This is a genomic window from Streptomyces sp. NPDC098781 (genome assembly GCF_044759995.1).
GTDB lineage: Bacteria > Actinomycetota > Actinomycetes > Streptomycetales > Streptomycetaceae > Streptomyces.
This window is the reverse complement of record NZ_JBIWAK010000006.1, coordinates 398,902-416,185: the sequence shown is the minus strand read 5'-3', so window position 1 is coordinate 416,185 and position 17,284 is coordinate 398,902. Positions and strand designations below refer to the sequence as shown.

Here is a 17,284-nt window from a genome sequence, read left to right as displayed (position 1 = left end):
CCTCGGCGGAGAGGGCGGGGTCGGGTGCGCCGGACGTCGGTCTCAGCGCGCTCGACCGGTCAGCCGGGCCAGTGGGTCGGCCTCCTTGGGCGGGCGGCCGCCGAGGTCGCCGAGCCGCCAGTCCGCTACCCACGGCACCCGGTACACGTCGATCACCGACTCGATGACCTTGACGCGCTCGGCGAGCGGGCGCGGGAGCCTGCCCGGTGCGTCCGCGACCAGGACGACGGCGTCGAGGTCCAGCCCGTGCGGGACCTCACCGCGCCGGAAGACCTCCAGGGCGTTCAGGGCGGCGGTCAGCCCGGTCGCATGAGTACGGGCCACCAGCAGCACCGACGGTGGTTCGGCCGGCCCCGGCCAGTCCCGGCCGCAGTCGTGGCCGCCGTAGACCGCGGTGAGGGTGGAGACACCGGCTCCGCCGTGCACGCCGACCCAGGAGAAACGCCGGGGGCCGCCGGCGGAGGGGGAGTGCGCGGGCTCGTCCGGCAGGGCCACCGGCCCCCGGACCCAGATCTCCGGCCCCGGCTGCGGCCGCCCCTGCTGTACGCGCACGTCAGTCCGCATGCCCGCACTCCTCCCTCGTCAAGCCAACGATCTGCGCGCGAGGCATGAGAACGCTGTGACGTGGCACAAGCTCCTGGAACGAGTCTGTGACGCCCCGGTGACGTCCGTACCGCGCGCGGCCGGAGAGACTCGAGAGTACGTGTACGACGAGTCCGACCGTACGACCGGTACGACGGACCTGGACGCCGGGGCAGGCGGAACCCGACGGCGAGAGGGAGCACCATGGAACCCGAACGCGCCGTCCGCGAACTCCCCGACGCATGCGAGTGAGGGAAGCGATGCCTCGACTGAGCCGTGCGAAGAAGCGGGACCACGAACGCGCCGCCGCGGCGGCCCCCGTGGCCGCGCCGATCGATGTGCACGTCCCTGCCGCCGGTCCGGGCGGGGTCGCGTCGATCGGCGGCGTACCCGTGAGCGCGGCTCCTGGTGAGGAGATCCAGCACGTCGTCCTGACCCACCTCCAGCGCATCGCCCTCGCCGCCGGCCGTCCCGTGCACGCCACCGTCCACGACGAGCGCATCGGCTACGTCGTCCCCCTGCTGGTGGAACAGGACGGCTCCAGCCGCTACACCGCCGAGCCGGTACGGACGGCTCCGGTGGCTGAACCGGCGATTGAGGAGCCCATCGTGCGGGGCTCGGCGACGAGTGACCCGACCCCGGGGGCGACCCCGTACCGGGACACCGCCACCCATGTCCTACGACCGCTGCCGGGCCCGGCCCAGGACGCCTCGCCCACCTTCCGGCTGCGCCCGCTGCCCGGACCCGGACAGGACGCGGTGCCCGGCACGGTCGCGCCGCCGCTCGGGGAGTTCGGCCCACCGCCTCGCATGGACGCGGGGCCGGAGCCGACGGAGGTACCCCGGGACGCCGTACCGCAGACGGCCGTACCGCGAACTGCCGTACCGCAGACGGCCGTACCGCGAACCGCCGTACCGGAGACCGCCGCGCCCCAGGACGTCGTACCGCAGCCATCCCGCGACCCCATCCCGCTGTCCGACCCGGCCCCCCTCCCCGTGTCGGCCCCGGCTCGGTCCGCCGTCCCCGTGCCGGACCCGGGTCCGGAGCCGGAGATCGATCCCGATGCCCAACCCGCTCCGCCCCGGGGCTTCGACGCGGTCGCGGAAGCCATGTTCGGTGACATGGCGCCCGCCACCGCCGACGCCTCCCCCTTCGCCGAACGGAGCGCGCGGATCAACGACGCCGTGAAGGAGGGCCGGACCGCGGAGGCGGCGGAGCTCGCGGAGCGGACCGTGGCGGAGGCGTCGGCGGTGCTGGGGCCGGAGCACCCCGAGGTGCTGCGGATCCGTGAACTCAGCGCCTACATCGCCTACTTGGCGGGGGACCCGGAGCGAGCCTTCGCCCTCGCCCTGGACGTGGCGCGCCGGCACCACCGCGCCCGCGCCGCGGAGGCGGCGTACGGCAGCCTGCACGGCGCGGCCACGGCCTGGCGCGCCGTACGGGACCCGGCGCTCGGACTGCACCTCGGCCGTGAACTGCTCGGTCTGTGGGCCGAGCTCACGGCCGAGGGCGGTCCGGCCGCCGACGACGTCGAGGAACTGGAGTCGGCCCGCGCGCGCATGGACCGGCTCACCGCCCGCGCCGCCAAGTCGGCCGAACCGCCGACCGGGTGAGGCTTCGGCCGTCAGTCCGACAGCTCCCACACGGCGTACGCCACGGCGTCGCTGTTGCGGTTCAGCGCGGTGTCGTTGATGTTGGACGTCGTGTCGCAGGACGAGTGGTAGCAGCGGTCGAAGGACCGCCCGGAGGTGCCGCCCCACTTGGCCGCCTGCGCCGCCGTCTTCGTCCGGCTCGCGCCGGTGAACAGTCCGCCCACCGGCACGCCCACGCTCTTGAACGGCGCGTGGTCGGAGCGGCCGTCGCCCTCGGTCTCGATCTCGGTCGGGACGCCGAGGCCGGCGAAGTAGTCCTTGAAGGTCTTCTCGATCGCGGGGTCGTCGTCGTAGACGAAGTACCCGGCGTTGGGTGAGCCGATCATGTCGAAGTTCAGATAGCCGCTGATCTTCGCGCGGTTGGCGGAGGAGAGGTTGTTGACGTAGTAGCGGGAACCGACGAGCCCCAGCTCCTCCGCGCCCCACCAGGCGAACCGCAGATGCTTGGTGGGCTGGTAGCCGGCCCGTGACACGGCGAGCGCGGTCTCCAGGACCGCCGCCGAGCCGGAGCCGTTGTCGTTGATGCCGGGGCCGGAGGAGACGCTGTCGAGGTGGGAGCCGGCCATGACGACCTGGTTGGTGTCGCCGCCCGGCCAGTCGGCGATCAGGTTGTAGCCGGTGCGGCCGGAGGACGTGAACTGCTGGATGGACGTCGTGTATCCGGCGGCGTCCAGCTTGGCCTTCACGTAGTCGAGGGACGCCTTGTAGCCGGGGCGGCCGTGGGCGCGGTTGCCGCCGTTGGCGGTGGCTATGGACTGGAGTTGGGTGAGGTGGGCCTTGACGTTGGCCACGGGGATGTCGGGCGCGGCGGCCAGGGCCTCGGCTCTGGGCACCGCGCCGGCTATGGATCCGCTGGTCAGGAGCGTGGCGGTGGCGACGGCCGCTGCCGCCGACGCCCGCCAGGTGGCGGAGAGCTTCATGTGGGGGGCTCCGAATTCCTAGGGAATCACGGGGATTCCTCAGTGAATGGGGTGCCTTGGATGGTCCGGGTGATTCTGACTCTCCGTCAAGAGCGCTATCCGGACGAGAAGTTCGGATAGGGAAAACCCTGCGTACCGGCGTACCTGCGTACCTGCGTACCGGCGTACCTGCGCGCCGTGCTGTGCGCCTAGTGCACGCAGAACTCGTTCCCTTCCGGGTCCTCCATCACCACCCACTGCCCCGCCGGCTCGTTCATCCGCCGCAGCACGCCCGCCCCCAGTCCCTCCAGCCGCTCGACCTCGCCCTCGCGCTCCCCGGCCGCCGTGTGCAGGTCGAGATGGAGCCGGTTCTTGACGGTCTTCTCCTCCGGAACCCGCTGGAACAGCAGCCGCCGTCCGAGTCCGGTGCCGCTGTCCTTGTCGTACGGGTCGTCCGGATGCCGTACGGCCACCAGGTCGCGGAAGGCCAGCCGGGCGTGGAACTCGACGACGGCCTCCCGCGGCACCGCGCCGAGTTCCAGCAGCCGCTCGATGAGGGCGTTGTTGTCCTCGACCTCGTAGCGCAGCGCGGCGGCCCAGAAGTCCGCCTGGGACTGGGGGCTGGCGCAGTCGATGACGAGCTTCCAGTGGAGGGGGGCCGGGGCGGTGCCGGGTTCCTGAGTTGTCATGCGACCACTGATATGGGGTGAGGGAGCGGGCCGCAACGGGAATCGCCGGGTTCCCCTGCGCCGTCCGGGCCGTCCGGGCCGTCCGGGCCTCCGGCCTCTGGGCCGTCTGGCCAGTCCGGGGCTCAGGATCAGGCGTCCACCGCGGCCGAAGTCGGATCCTCGATCCTGGGCGTGATCGTCGCCGCCACCCTGCCGCGCCGCGCCGCGCGCCAGGCATCCGCCGTCAGCAGCGTCAACGCCAGCCACACCAGCGCGAACCCGGCCCACCGCTCGGCCGGCATGGCCTCGTGGAAGTACAGGACGCCGAGCAGGAACTGGAAGACCGGCGCCAGGTACTGAAGCAGCCCCAGCGTCGACAGCGGCACCCGTATCGCCGCCGCGCCGAAGCACACGAGCGGCAGGGCGGTCACGATCCCGGTGGCCGCGAGCAGCGCCACATGCCCGGGTCCCTCGGAGGTGAACGTCGACTTCCCCTGCGCCGACAGCCAGGCCAGATATGCCACGGCGGGCAGGAACTGGATCGCGGTCTCGGCGGCCAGCGACTCCACGCCGCCCAGGTTGACCTTCTTCTTCACCAGCCCGTAGGTGGCGAAGGAGAACGCGAGGATCAGAGAGATCCACGGCGGCTGGCCGTACCCCACGGTCAGCACGATCACCGCCGCGAAGCCGATCCCGACCGCCGCCCACTGCACGGGCCGCAGCCGCTCCTTGAGGAGCAGCACACCCATCGCGATCGTGACGAGCGGGTTGATGAAGTAGCCGAGCGAGGCCTCCACCACATGGCCCGAGTTCACGGACCAGATGTAGACGCCCCAGTTGACGGTGATCACCCCCGCGGCCACGGCGATCAACGCCAGCCGCCGGGGCTGCCGTATCAGCTCACCCGCCCAGGCCCAGCGGCGGACGACGAGCAGCGCGACCACCACGAAGACCAGGGACCAGGCCATGCGGTGGGCAAGGATCTCGATCGCGCCGGCCGGCTTCAGCAGGGGCCAGAAGAGCGGGACGAGCCCCCACATGCCGTACGCCGCGAAGCCGTTCAGCAGCCCCATCCGCCGCTCACCCTTGGACGTCCCGGTCACGGCCCCCTCCTTCATGCCTCACTCGGCCGCGTCCCAATATCGGCCCGCACGAAGGTAACGCCGACGACCCCCGCCTGTCATGCCCGTATCGCCATACGGTCATGACAGGCGGAGGTCCGTCTTCTCCGGGGGATCTCCGGCGATCTCCTCGGGGGGGCCGGGTGGAGCTCAGCCCTTGAGCGCGGCCGTGATCGACTCGGCGAGCGGCGTGGTCGGGCGGCCGGCCAGGCGGGACAGATCGCCGCTGGTCACGACCAGTTCGCCCTTCTCGACGGAGGTGTCGACGCCGGCGAGGATCGCGGCCAACGGCTCAGGCAGCCCGGCGCCGGTCAGGATGCCGGTGAGGGTCTCGGCGTCGACGGGGTTCTCGGCGATCTCCCTGCCGGTCTGCCGGCTCAGCTCGGCCGCGTACTCGGCGAAGCTCCAGGCGATGTCGCCGCCCAGCTCGTACGTCTTGTTCTCGTGCCCCTCGCCGGTCAGTACGGCGACGGCGGCGGCCGCGTAGTCGGCGCGCGAGGCGGAGGAGACTCGGCCGGCACCGGCGGCATGGGTGACGGCGCCGTGCTCCAGGACGGGGGCGAGGTTCTCGGTGTGGTTCTCGTGGTACCAGCCGTTGCGCAGCAGTACATACGGCAGCCCCGACTCCAGGAGCACCTTCTCGGTGCCGCGGTGGTCGTCGGCGAGGGCGGCCGTCAGACTGCCGGGCGCGCTGGTGTAGGCGAGCAGGGCCACACCGGCGGCCTTGGCGGCGCCGATGACCACCGTGTGCTGGCCGACGCGGTCGTTGCCGACCTCGCTGCCGGATATGAGCAGCACCTTGTCGCCGGCCGCGAACAGCCCGTCGAAGGTCTCGGGGGCGTTGTAGTCGGCGACCGCGAGCTTCACCCCGCGTTCGGCGAGGTCGGTGGCCTTCTCGGGGGTGCGGACGACGGCGGTCACCTGGTCGGCCGGGACCTGCTGGAGCAGCTGCTCCATGACGTGGCGGCCGAGGTGTCCGGTGGCTCCGGTGACGACGATGCTCATGATCAGAACTCCTTGTGGGGTGCGGTGCCACTAACCCTAGGAGCTGCACTATCTATCGGAAAGTACCCACTTTGAAGTAAGGTACTGGCATGGCAGTAAGTACTGGTGTGACAAGCAGGGTGACAAGCAGCGTGGCGGTCGGCAAGTACGACATCGGCGAGCAGATGTGCCCGCACCGCCTGGTGCTGGAGCACGTCACCAGCCGCTGGGGCGTCCTCGTCCTGATCGTGCTGCTGGACCGGCCCCACCGCTTCAGCGAACTGCGCCGTGCCATCGGCCGGGTCAGCGAGAAGATGCTGACCCAGACCCTCCAGACCCTGGAACGCGACGGCCTGGTCCACCGCGACGCCAAGCCGGTGATCCCCCCGCGCGTGGACTACTCCCTGACCGACCTCGGCCGCGAGGCGGCGGAGCAGGTGCGCGGGCTGGCGCTGTGGACCGAGGAGCGGATGGCGGACGTGCAGCGGGCGCGGGAGGCGTACGACGCCCGCAAGGAGGCTGAGCAGGGGTGACGGCTCAGCGCGGGCGTGAAGGTTGAGCAGGGGTGACGGCTCAGCGCGGGCGTGAAGGTTGAGCAGGGGTGACGGCTCACCGGGGTGAAGGCTGAACAGGGACGTCGCAGCGCAGCGCCGAAGGGGCGGACCGGGCGCTACAGCGCGCCCGGTCCGCCCCTGCTGTCGGTTCAGTCCCCGGTCAGCCGACGACCGTCCAGGTGTCCCCGCCTGCCAGCAGTGCCGCCAGGTCCCCCTTGCCGTTCTGCTCGATCGCGCTGTCGAGCTGGTCGGCCATCTGCGTGTCGTACACCGGTCGCTCCACCGAACGGAACACCCCGATCGGGGTGTGGTGCAGGGTGTCCGGGTCGGCGAGGCGGGACAGGGCGAAGGCCGTGGTCGGGGACGCGGAGTGGGCGTCGTGGATCAGGATCAGCGACTCGTTCTCCGGGGTGACGGTGACGACCTTGAGGTCGCCGGTCTGCGCGTCCCGCACGACGCCGCGCGATCCGTCCGTGCCGAAGCGGATCGGCTGCCCGTGTTCGAGGCGGATCACCGCCTCCTCCGCCTGCTGCTTGTCCTTGAGGACCTCGAAGGCGCCGTCGTTGAAGATGTTGCAGTTCTGGTAGATCTCGATCAGCGCCGTGCCCTTGTGCTCCGCCGCCTCGCGCAGCACCTGGGTGAGGTGCTTGCGGTCGGAGTCCACCGTGCGCGCCACGAAGGACGCCTCCGCGCCGATCGCCAGGGACACCGGGTTGAAGGGCGCGTCCAGCGAACCCATCGGCGTCGACTTGGTGATCTTGCCGACCTCGGAGGTCGGCGAGTACTGGCCCTTGGTCAGACCGTAGATCCGGTTGTTGAAGAGCAGGATCTTCAGGTTGACGTTGCGTCGCAGGGCGTGGATCAGGTGGTTGCCGCCGATCGACAGCGCGTCGCCGTCGCCGGTGACGACCCAGACGCTCAGATCGCGTCTGCTCGACGCCAGGCCCGTCGCGATGGCCGGGGCACGGCCGTGGATGGAGTGCATCCCGTACGTGTTCATGTAGTACGGGAAGCGAGAGGAACAGCCGATGCCCGAGACGAAGACGATGTTCTCCTTGGCCAGGCCCAGCTCCGGCATGAAGCCCTGGACCGCGGCGAGGATCGCGTAGTCACCGCAGCCGGGGCACCAGCGCACTTCCTGATCGGACTTGAAGTCCTTCATGGACTGCCGGGCCACGGCCTTGGGGACGAGCGAAAGCGCCTCGATCGTGCCCGTGCCTTCCGTGGACGTCTCAGGCATCGATGGCCTCCTTGAGAGCCTTGGCAAGCTGTTCCGCCTTGAACGGCATGCCGTTGACCTGGTTGTACGAGTGGGCGTCCACCAGGTACTTCGCCCGGACCAGAGTGGCGAGCTGGCCGAGGTTCATCTCGGGGATCACCACCTTCTCGTAGCGCCCGAGTACCACGCCCAGGTTGCTCGGGAACGGGTTCAGATGGCGTAGATGCGCCTGCGCGATCGACTCGCCCGCCGTACGCAACCGTCGTACCGCGGCCGTGATCGGGCCGTAGGTCGATCCCCAGCCCAGCACCAGCGTCTTCGCCTCGTGCGGGTCGTCGACCTCCAGGTCCGGCACCTCGATGCCGTCGATCTTGGCCTGGCGGGTGCGCACCATGAAGTCGTGGTTGGCCGGGGCGTAGGAGATGTTGCCCGTGCCGTCCTCCTTCTCGATGCCGCCGATGCGGTGCTCCAGACCCGGCGTGCCCGGGATCGCCCACGGCCGGGCGAGGGTCTGGGGATCACGCTTGTACGGCCAGAAGACTTCGCTGCCGTCCTCCAGGGTGTGGTTCGGGCCCTGCGCGAACTGCACCGTCAGATCCGGCAGCTCGTCCAGCTCCGGGATCCGCCAGGGCTCGGAGCCGTTGGCCAGATAGCCGTCCGACAGCAGCATCACCGGAGTGCGGTACGTCAGCGCGATCCGCGCCGCCTCCAGAGCCGCGTCGAAGCAGTCGGCCGGGGTGCACGGGGCGACGATCGGCACCGGCGCCTCGCCGTTGCGGCCGAACATCGCCTGGAGCAGGTCCGCCTGCTCGGTCTTGGTGGGCAGGCCGGTCGAGGGACCGCCGCGCTGGATGTCGATCACCAGCAGCGGCAGTTCGAGGGAGACGGCGAGCCCGATGGTCTCCGATTTCAGTGCCACACCGGGGCCGGACGTGGTGGTCACCGCGAGCGAGCCGCCGAAGGCCGCCCCCAGCGCCGCGCCGATGCCGGCGATCTCGTCCTCGGCCTGGAAGGTCCGTACGCCGAAGTTCTTGTGCCGGCTCAGCTCGTGCAGGATGTCCGAGGCCGGCGTGATCGGATACGAGCCCAGATACAGCGGCAGGTCCGCCTGGCGGGACGCGGCGATCAGTCCGTAGGACAGGGCGAGGTTCCCGGAGATGTTCCGGTACGTGCCGACCGGGAAGGCCGTCGTAGCCGGCGCGATCTCATAGGAGACGGCGAAGTCCTCGGTCGTCTCGCCGAAGTTCCAGCCCGCGTGGAACGCGGCGATGTTGGCGGCGGCGATGTCCGGTTTCTTGGCGAACTTCGACGTCAGGAAGCGCTCGGTGCCCTCGGTCGGCCGGTGGTACATCCAGCTCAGCAGGCCCAGCGCGAACATGTTCTTGCTGCGCTCGGCCTCCTTGCGGGTGAGGTCGAACTCCTTGAGCGCCTCGACCGTCAGCGTCGTGAGCGGCACCGGGTGGACGCTGTAGCCGTCGAGCGAGCCGTCCTCCAGCGGCGAGGTGTCGTAGCCCACCTTCTGCATCGCCCGTTTGGTGAACTCGTCCGTGTTGACGATGATCTCCGCGCCGCGCGGCAGATCGCCCACGTTGGCCTTCAGGGCCGCCGGGTTCATCGCCACCAGCACGTTCGGCGCGTCACCCGGAGTCAGGATGTCGTGGTCGGCGAAATGCAGCTGAAAGGAGGACACGCCCGGCAGGGTTCCGGCGGGGGCGCGGATCTCGGCGGGGAAGTTCGGCAACGTCGAAAGGTCGTTTCCGAAGGACGCCGTCTCCGAGGTGAAACGGTCGCCGGTGAGCTGCATTCCGTCGCCGGAGTCCCCCGCGAAACGAATGATCACCCGGTCCAGCCGGCGGACGTCCTTCGTCGTCCCTGCCGGTTTGCGCTGCTCTCCCACGACGGCTTCGTCGGCCTGCTCCGCTGGGCTACTGACCTGGCTGGTCACTGAACTGGACCTCCTTCGAGGCGGCTGTCTGGGCTGGCCTTCCCGCAAGCCTTCCCAGGATCAACCCTACGTCCGCAAAGGTCGCCCTCCCTGGGCCATTCGCATGACGGACATGGATTTGGAACGGTTCGCCACCCTGACTTGTCATGGTTTGCACGCCCCCCGGCGTTGCTTTTGAAGACGCTGCCCGCGCGTCGTTCGGTTGCCGTGCCGGCGTCCGTCCGGTGGACACCGCCGGAGCGGTCACCCACTTGACTGACACGGGTCCGGCCCGTCAGGAGTTCAGGTAGGTGAGCACCGCGAGCACCCGCCGGTGGTCCCCGTCGCTCGGGGACAGCCCGAGCTTGAGGAAGATGTTGCTGACGTGCTTCTCGACGGCACCGTCGCTCACCACCAGCTGCCGGGCGATGGCGGAGTTGGTCCGCCCCTCGGCCATCAGCCCCAGCACCTCCCGCTCGCGTGGGGTGAGCCCCGCCAGCACGTCCTGCTTCCGGCTGCGGCCCAGCAGCTGGGCGACGACCTCCGGGTCGAGGGCCGTACCCCCTTGGGCCACGCGCACGACCGCGTCCACGAACTCCCGGACCTCCGCCACGCGGTCCTTCAGCAGATAGCCGACTCCGCGGCTGGAACCGGCCAGCAGCTCCGTGGCGTACCGCTCCTCCACGTACTGCGACAGTACGAGTACTCCGAGTCCGGGATGTGCCTTGCGCAGCAGCACCGCCGCCCGCACTCCCTCGTCGGTGTGTGTCGGCGGCATCCGTACGTCCGCGACCACCACGTCCGGCAGCTCGCCCTGGTCGTCCAGCTCCGTGATGGTCTTGACCAGCGCGTCGCCGTCGCCCACTCCCGCCACGACCTCGTGCCCACGGTCGGTCAACAGCCGGGTCAGCCCCTCCCTGAGCAGCACCGAGTCCTCGGCGATGACCACCCGCACCCTGTCCTCCACGATCCTCGGCCCCCCGAGCCTTGGGAATCGGCCGAGCGTGCCCCGGCCCTGTCGTCCTCGCGACCTCAGTATCGCGCGATCGGCTCTTTCGCACCGGGCCTGTGGATAACCTGCCGGCCGCGGTCGGGATCGCGTGAGGAAGAAGGGGGCGTCTTCGGGGCGCGTGCTCGTGCATCGCTCGGGGGGTGCCTGCGAACTTGCGAACACACGGGAATCCGGCCCCGGACCAACCGGAGCCGGATCCCGCCTTGGGGGGGCCGGACGGCCCACCCGACCTACACGGTCCGCCAGGGCAGCTCCGCCGTGACCCGGGTCGGCCCCCCGACCGGCGAGTCCACCACCAGAATCCCGTCCACCGCGTCCAGCCGTTCGGCGAGCCCCGCGAGCCCGGAGCCGCCGGAGGTGTCCGCGCCGCCGATCCCGTTGTCCACGACCTGGAGCATCAGCCGGTTCTCCACCCGCCACACATCCACCGCCGCCCACGTGGCCCGCGCGTGCTTGCTGATGTTCTGCAACAGCTCCGACACCGTGAAGTACGCGATCCCCTCGATCGCGGGAACCGGCCGCCCCTCCAGATCGACCTGGACCTCCACCGGCACCGTGCACCGCGAGGCGACCGCCGACAGGGCCGCGTCCAGCCCCCGGTCGGTGAGGACCGCCGGATGGATTCCGCGTGCCAGGTCGCGCAGCTCCTGGAGCGCCGTCTTCACCTCGCCGTGCGCCTCGTCCACCATCCGCGCGGCGGCCTGCGGGTCCTCCGTCAGCTTCTCCTTCGCGAGACCCAGGTCCATGGCGAGCGCCACCAGGCGGGCCTGCGCGCCGTCGTGCAGATCGCGCTCGATGCGCCGCAGGTCGGCGGCGGCCGTGTCGACCACGACACCGCGGTCGGACTCCAGCTCCACCACGCGCGTGGCCAGCCGCGACGGCCCGAGCAGGCCGTGCACCAGCAGCCGGTCCACCGTCGTCAGCGCCCGCACGATCCACGGCGTGGCCAGCGTGAACAGCAGGCCCACCAACGCGGTGACCGTGATCTCGAAGGGGTTGTCCAGGTAGAAGCGGTGGGTCTCGTCTCCGTATATCTGAAGACCGTCCTGACCGGCCCACATGGGGAAGACCCAGAACCACAGCGGATACGTCAGCAGCGCCCAGCCGTATGCCCAGACGTTCACGGCGACGACGAACGAGAACGTCGCCCACGGCAGGTGCAGGACGGCGTACAGCAGGGACCGCCATGACGTCCCGCTCTTCAGTACGGCACCCATCCACCCCATGAAGCCGCTCTTGCGCATCCGCAGCGGCTCCGGATCGGCCACCTCCAGGTGCAGCAGACCACGCGCGCGTGCCCGCTCCAGCGCCCCGAAGCCGCGGCAGCCCGCCAGGGCCGCCGCCAGCACCGGGATGCCGAGGAACGTCACCAGCAGGCCCACGCCCAGCGACACCATCGTGACGGCGTACACGAAGAGCAGCAGGCTGATCGGGAAGCCCAGCAGCACATATCCGAACTCGCGCCAGCTACGCGCCTCGAACGGCGCCCGCAGCCCGGCCGGCAGCCGGTGCCGTCGCTCGCCGCCGTGCTCGGGGAGGCCGCGCTCGGGGAAGCCGAGCCCGTGCCCGTAGCCCTGTCCGTAGTCCGTGGCCATCGGTGTCGTCCGTTCTCCTCGTCCGTCAGCCCCGCCGGGGCCGTGCCGTCGTACCTCCACCCTCCTGGACCGCCGGTCCACGGAACATGGAGTCCGTCGGCGTCTTGAACGGGGGGTTTTCCCTACCCCTCCCCGGCGGCGCGGTCCCGCCAGGGCAACTCGGCCGTCACGGTCGTCGGACCGCCGCGCGGTGAGTCGATGACGAAGAGCCCGTCCACCGCGCCCAGCCGGTCGGCGAGCCCGCGCATGCCCGTGCCGCCGTCCAGGCGCGCGCCTCCGCGCCCGTCGTCCCACACCTGGATCAGCAGCCGGTCGTCCGACCGCCACACATCCACCGACGCCGACTTCGCCGCGCTGTGCTTGCTGACGTTCTGGAGCAGCTCGGAGACGGTGAAATAGGCGATGCCCTCGATGGCCTGGACCGGTCTGGCCGGCAGGTCGACGGTCACCTTCACCGGCACCGTGCAGCGCGAGGCGACCGCCGACAGGGCGGCGTCCAGGCCCCGGTCCGTCAGTACGGCCGGATGGATGCCGCGCGCGAGATCACGCAGCTCCTGGAGCGCGAGCTTCACCTCGCCGTGCGCCTCCTCGACCATCGAGGCCGCCGCGTCCGGGTCCTCCAGGAGCTTCTCCTTGGCCAGGCCCAGCCCCATGGCGAGGTTGACCAACCGGGCCTGGGCGCCGTCGTGCAGATCCCGCTCGATCCGCCGCAGATCGGCTGCCGCCGTGTCCACGACGACCCCGCGGTCCGACTCCAGTTCGGCGATACGGCGCTCCAGCTCGTCCGAGGGCGACAGCAGGCCGCGCACCATCGCGCGGTCCGCGTTCGCCAGGCCCCGCGCGATGAACGGCAGCACCGGCCACAGCACGAACAACGAGGTCAGCGTGATGACGAAGGTGAGGATGCCCCAGGGCAGGCGGATGAAGTCGTACAGGATCGTGCGCCAGCCGACCGGGTCCTTCAGCGCCTGCCACAGCTGTGGGAAGAAGCCGTCCCTGCCGCCGCGCAACGGAAGCGGACTCGGCTCGTCCACCCGCACTCCGAGCAGCGCACGCGCGCGTGCCCGCTCCAACTTGCCCAACTGCCGCGCGCCCACCAGGCCGGCCGCCAGCAGCGGGAAGCCGATCACCGTCACGGTCAGCAGGGCGCCGGTGAACAGCACCACCGCGACATAGACGAAGCCGAGCAGCGACAGCGGAAGGTTCGCCAGGAGGTGCGCGATCTCCTTCCAGGTGTGCCGGTCGTAGGCGAAACGGGCCGGTGGCAGCGGCGGCTGCTCGCCGTCGGGGCGCCAGGAGGCGTCCGACGAAGGGCTGGGGCGTTCGGTCATATGGGCTAGCGTGCCGCGCGCTACGCCGCAGCGCCATGGAGCGGACCGCCGCGATCTCCGGGGGAAAACCCCACCCCCGCGTCTCGAGGAGATCTCAAGGCGTGACGGGCTGCTTACGCTCTCTTTAGCAGGGCCTAGACTCCCGTGCGTACAGATCGTCGAACAGCGGTGGTTCACGGGAAGTCGTGTTCACGAGAAGTCGCGTTTCACGGGAAACCGTGGGAAGCGCCGGTGTTCACGGGATCACACAGCGCAGGACACTGGTCCCAGGGCCTGTTCCTGGGCATCGGTCACGAGGTCAGGGAGCGAGGGGCGGACGTGTCGGACCAGACCGTCGTCGTCGCGGCGGACACGCACCACGTTGTCGTCTCGGCGGACTACTTCCAGTCCTACTCGGTCGTCGGACTGCTGGCCGTGGTCGGCGTGCTGTTCGTCGCCGTCGCCTTCGGGGCCGGTCGCCTGCTGCGACCCGTGGTCCCCACGCCCGAGAAGCTCATGACGTACGAGTGCGGAGTCGACCCCGTCGGCGAGGGCTGGGCCCACACCCAGGTCCGCTATTACGTCTACGCCTTCCTGTACGTGATCTTCGCCATCGACTCGATCTTCCTGTTCCCGTGGGCCACGGTCTTCGCCGACCCGGGCTACGGCGCGACCACGCTCGTCGAGATGTTCGTCTTCCTCGGCTTCCTGGCCGTGGGCCTGCTCTACGCATACAAGAAGGGCGTTCTGGCATGGACGTGACGCCAGACACCGATGAGCAGCCGGTTCTGCTCCCGGAACCGAAACGGCTGGGCGCGCTGGCCCGCCTCGCGCCCGAGCCGATGAAGGTGATCCTCAACTGGGGCCGCCGCTACTCGCTCTGGGTCTTCAACTTCGGCCTCGCCTGCTGCGCGATCGAGTTCATCGCCGCGTCGATGGCCCGCCACGACTTCATCCGCCTCGGCGTGATCCCCTTCGCGCCCGGCCCCCGCCAGGCCGACCTCATGGTCGTCTCGGGCACGGTCACCGACAAGATGGCCCCGGCCGTCAAACGTCTGTACGAGCAGATGCCCGAGCCGAAGTACGTCATCTCCTTCGGCGCCTGCTCGAACTGCGGCGGCCCGTACTGGGACTCGTACTCGGTGACCAAGGGCGTCGACCAGATCATCCCGGTCGACGTGTACGTCCCCGGCTGCCCGCCCCGCCCCGAGGCCCTGCTCCAGGGAATCCTGAAGCTCCAGGAGAAGATCGCACGGGAGTCGCTGGGGGAGCGGTACGGCTCGGCACGGCCGTCCACGGCGGCGTTGCAGAGCGGTCTGGTGCGGGGGCCTGAGACGCGCGGTGCCGGCGGGACGGGTGCCGGCGGGACGGGTGCCGGCGGGTCGGGTGCGGCCGGCGCGGGGGAGGGTCCGCGATGACGACGATCGGCTGGCTGACGGCCCCCGTCGAGGACCTCTTCGGTCCGGACGCCACGGCCGAGGAGTCGTACGACGTCCTGACCGTCGACGTGCCCCCGGCCTCCTGGATCACGGCGCTGGAGACGGCCCGCGACACCCTGGGCTGCACCTACTTCGACTGGCTGAGCGCGGTCGACGAACCCGGGACCGGCTTCCGCGTCGCGGCCCACGTCGCCGCCCTGGCCCCGGTACGGCGTCTGCTGGTCCGTACGACGGTCCCGCACGAGGCGCCGACGCTGCCCTCGGCCGTGGGCGTCTACGCCGGCGCGGCCTGGCACGAGCGCGAGACGCACGAGATGTTCGGCGTGGCGTTCGCCGACCACCCTGCCCTGGACCACCTGCTCCTCCCGGAGAACTTCGAGGGCCACCCGCTGCGCAAGGACTTCGTCCTGGCAGCCCGCGTCGCCAAGGCCTGGCCCGGCGCCAAGGAGCCCGGCGAGTCCGAACACGGCGGCCCCAAGCGCCGCCAGATGCTGCCCCCGGGCGTCCCCGACCCCAACGAATGGGGCCCCCTGAAGGGCCAACTCCCCCCAGCCCCGGCCCGCCCGGCCCGCGGCGCGGGCCGCACGGCGGGAGAACGCCCGGCGAGGGCAGCGGGAGACCGTCCGGTGCGGCGCACGCGTACGGCAGGAGAGGGCTCCGCGAGCCAGGGCGCGGGTGCGCCGGAGGCCACGGCTGGGTCGGCGGACGCGGGGACGTCGGCAGGTGCCGGGCCTCGTCGGTCTCGTACGGCCGCAGAGGGTTCGGCGAGCCAGATCGAGGCGACCTCGCCGGAGGCCGGCGCGTCCCCCGAGGCCGGCGCGTCCACCGAGGCCACCGGCACATCGCCGGCCACCCCGAGTCGTTCGTCCGGGCCCCGCCGATCGCGCAGTGCCTCGCAGGGCTCAGCGAGCCAGCGGGGCGGTGCGGCTTCCGACGAGGCCGCCTCCGAGACACCCTCCGCCGACGCGCCCCGCGAAGGCACGACTTCATCGGAACCCTCCGCTGCGCCGGCCGCTCCGAAGACTCCCAGCGCCCCCCGCAGCGCGGACGCCCCGTGGCACCACGCCCGGCCGGCCTTCGAGGAGCCGGAAGCCGAGAAGCGAGCCGAGCCGGCGCCAGGTCCCGAGTCCTCGGAGGTTGAAGCCAAAGCCGCAGCCGAGGCCGAAGTCGAGGCTGACACCGAGGCCCAATCCGACGCTGGAGCCGAGGCCGAAGCCGAGGTTGGAACCGAGGCCAAGTCGGCAGCCGAGGCCACGTCGGAAACCCAGGCCCAGGCCCAGTCGCAACCCGAAGCCCGGCCCGACCCCAAGGCCAAGTCCGACGACGACCACACCAACCCCCCAGGAGGCCCGCGGTGAACGACGCACTCGACGTCACCCTGCGACTCCTGATCGTCTTCGTCGTGTTCCTCACCTTCCCCTTGATCATCGGCCAGACCGAGCACAAGGTCATGGCCCATATGCAGGGCCGCCTCGGCCCGATGTACGCCGGAGGCTTCCACGGCTGGGCCCAACTCGTCGCCGACGGCGTGAAGTTCGCGCAGAAGGAAGACGTCGTCCCGGCCGGCGCGGACCGCCGTATCTTCCAGCTCGCCCCCGCCGTCGCCCTCCTGCCGTATCTGCTCGTCCTCCTCGCCATCCCCATCGGCCCGGGTGAGGGCGCGGTCGGCGAGGTCGTCGACGCGGGCATCTTCTTCGTCCTGGCGGTCATGGGCGTCGGCGTCCTCGGCTCACTCATGGCCGGCTGGGCCTCCGCCAACAAGTTCTCCCTCCTCGGCGGACTGCGCACCGCCGCTCAGCTCCTCGCCTACGAACTCCCGATGCTGCTCACCGCCGCCTCCGTCGCGATGGCGGCCGGCACGGTCTCCCTGCCGGGCATCGTCGACGCCTTCGAGTGGTGGTGGCTGCCCTGGCAGATCGTCGGCGCGATCGTCTTCTTCATCGCCGGTCTCGCCGAGCTGCAACGCCCGCCGTTCGACATGCCCGTAGCCGACTCGGAGATCATCTTCGGCGCCTACACCGAGTACACCGGTCTCCGCTTCGCTCTCTTCCTCCTCGCCGAATACGCCGGGATCGTCGTCCTGTGCGGTCTGACCACCGTCCTCTTCCTCGGCGGCTGGCACGGCCCCTGGGGCGCCGACGGCCTCGGCTGGGTCTGGACCCTGCTGAAGACGGCCGTCCTCGCCTTCATCGTGATCTGGCTCCGCGTCACCTACCCCCGCCTGCGCGAGGACCAGCTCCAGAAGCTCTCCTGGACCCTCCTCGTCCCGCTGTCCCTCGCCCAGATCGCCCTCACCGGCGTCGTCAAGGTGGTGATCAACTAACC

General features: G+C 70.8%; 16 protein-coding genes. 6 read left to right on the top strand and 10 right to left on the bottom strand.

The features are described from left to right. Positions 1–42: 42 nt before the first annotated feature. On the bottom strand, positions 43–564 hold the full coding sequence (locus ACIQWG_RS26330) for a DUF6668 family protein (protein WP_404100134.1): 522 nt from the start codon (positions 562–564) through the stop codon (positions 43–45). A gap of 278 nt (positions 565–842) precedes the next feature. Between ACIQWG_RS26330 and ACIQWG_RS26325 the strand changes: the two genes are divergently transcribed. Continuing rightward, a complete protein-coding gene (locus tag ACIQWG_RS26325) occupies positions 843–2,195 on the top strand; it encodes a tetratricopeptide repeat protein (RefSeq protein ID WP_404100132.1) in 1,353 nt (450 codons plus the stop codon). Between the two features lie 11 nt (positions 2,196–2,206). Here ACIQWG_RS26325 and ACIQWG_RS26320 read toward each other — a convergent pair whose 3' ends face one another. The 4 genes from ACIQWG_RS26320 to ACIQWG_RS26305 form a co-directional block, all read right to left on the bottom strand. Next, positions 2,207–3,154, bottom strand: a complete 948-nt coding sequence (locus tag ACIQWG_RS26320; protein ID WP_404100130.1) for a M28 family metallopeptidase — start codon at positions 3,152–3,154, stop codon at positions 2,207–2,209. 188 nt (positions 3,155–3,342) lie between these two features. Beyond that, the gene (locus ACIQWG_RS26315; RefSeq protein WP_404100128.1) at positions 3,343–3,822 is read right to left on the bottom strand and encodes a VOC family protein; all 480 of its coding nucleotides are present in this window, start codon (positions 3,820–3,822) and stop codon (positions 3,343–3,345) included. A 128-nt stretch (positions 3,823–3,950) separates the two neighbouring features. Continuing rightward, a complete protein-coding gene (rarD, locus tag ACIQWG_RS26310) occupies positions 3,951–4,919 on the bottom strand; it encodes an EamA family transporter RarD (protein ID WP_404100126.1) in 969 nt (322 codons plus the stop codon). Positions 4,920–5,072: 153 nt separating this feature from the next. Beyond that, on the bottom strand, positions 5,073–5,927 hold the full coding sequence (locus tag ACIQWG_RS26305; RefSeq protein WP_404100124.1) for an SDR family oxidoreductase: 855 nt from the start codon (positions 5,925–5,927) through the stop codon (positions 5,073–5,075). A gap of 89 nt (positions 5,928–6,016) precedes the next feature. On the opposite strand from ACIQWG_RS26305, the gene ACIQWG_RS26300 reads away from it, so the two are divergent. Next, on the top strand, positions 6,017–6,439 hold the full coding sequence (locus tag ACIQWG_RS26300; RefSeq protein WP_404100122.1) for a winged helix-turn-helix transcriptional regulator: 423 nt from the start codon (positions 6,017–6,019) through the stop codon (positions 6,437–6,439). Positions 6,440–6,620: 181 nt separating this feature from the next. Here the strand turns inward: ACIQWG_RS26300 and ACIQWG_RS26295 are convergent, their stop codons facing one another. From ACIQWG_RS26295 to ACIQWG_RS26275, 5 genes are all read right to left on the bottom strand, one after another. Further along, positions 6,621–7,700: a 2-oxoacid:ferredoxin oxidoreductase subunit beta gene (locus ACIQWG_RS26295; protein ID WP_404100120.1), complete on the bottom strand. Its 1,080-nt coding sequence runs from the start codon at positions 7,698–7,700 to the stop codon at positions 6,621–6,623. Next, positions 7,693–9,624, bottom strand: a complete 1,932-nt coding sequence (locus ACIQWG_RS26290; RefSeq protein ID WP_404100118.1) for a 2-oxoacid:acceptor oxidoreductase subunit alpha — start codon at positions 9,622–9,624, stop codon at positions 7,693–7,695. The genes ACIQWG_RS26295 and ACIQWG_RS26290 overlap by 8 nt, the downstream gene beginning before the upstream one ends. Positions 9,625–9,898: 274 nt before the next feature. Beyond that, entirely contained in the window at positions 9,899–10,558 is a 660-nt protein-coding gene (locus ACIQWG_RS26285; RefSeq protein ID WP_404100374.1) for a LuxR C-terminal-related transcriptional regulator, read from the bottom strand. A 287-nt stretch (positions 10,559–10,845) separates the two neighbouring features. Further along, on the bottom strand, positions 10,846–12,210 hold the full coding sequence (locus ACIQWG_RS26280) for a sensor histidine kinase (protein ID WP_404100116.1): 1,365 nt from the start codon (positions 12,208–12,210) through the stop codon (positions 10,846–10,848). Positions 12,211–12,332: 122 nt separating this feature from the next. Beyond that, positions 12,333–13,541 (bottom strand): sensor histidine kinase, encoded by a 1,209-nt coding sequence (locus tag ACIQWG_RS26275; protein WP_404100114.1) that lies wholly within the window; start codon positions 13,539–13,541, stop codon positions 12,333–12,335. Positions 13,542–13,859: 318 nt separating this feature from the next. Between ACIQWG_RS26275 and ACIQWG_RS26270 the strand changes: the two genes are divergently transcribed. Genes ACIQWG_RS26270 through ACIQWG_RS26255 form a run of 4 tightly spaced genes read left to right on the top strand, consistent with a single transcriptional unit; the run spans position 13,860 to position 17,282 of the window. Further along, complete coding sequence (locus tag ACIQWG_RS26270; protein ID WP_404100112.1) at positions 13,860–14,282, top strand: NADH-quinone oxidoreductase subunit A; 423 nt, start codon at positions 13,860–13,862, stop codon at positions 14,280–14,282. Then, complete coding sequence (locus ACIQWG_RS26265) at positions 14,273–14,938, top strand: NADH-quinone oxidoreductase subunit B (protein WP_404100110.1); 666 nt, start codon at positions 14,273–14,275, stop codon at positions 14,936–14,938. The genes ACIQWG_RS26270 and ACIQWG_RS26265 overlap by 10 nt, the downstream gene beginning before the upstream one ends. Further along, entirely contained in the window at positions 14,935–16,317 is a 1,383-nt protein-coding gene (locus ACIQWG_RS26260) for an NADH-quinone oxidoreductase subunit C (protein ID WP_404100108.1), read from the top strand. The genes ACIQWG_RS26265 and ACIQWG_RS26260 overlap by 4 nt, the downstream gene beginning before the upstream one ends. Then, positions 16,314–17,282 (top strand): NADH-quinone oxidoreductase subunit H, encoded by a 969-nt coding sequence (locus ACIQWG_RS26255; protein WP_404100106.1) that lies wholly within the window; start codon positions 16,314–16,316, stop codon positions 17,280–17,282. Before ACIQWG_RS26260 ends, ACIQWG_RS26255 begins: the two co-directional genes overlap by 4 nt. Positions 17,283–17,284: the final 2 nt, after the last annotated feature.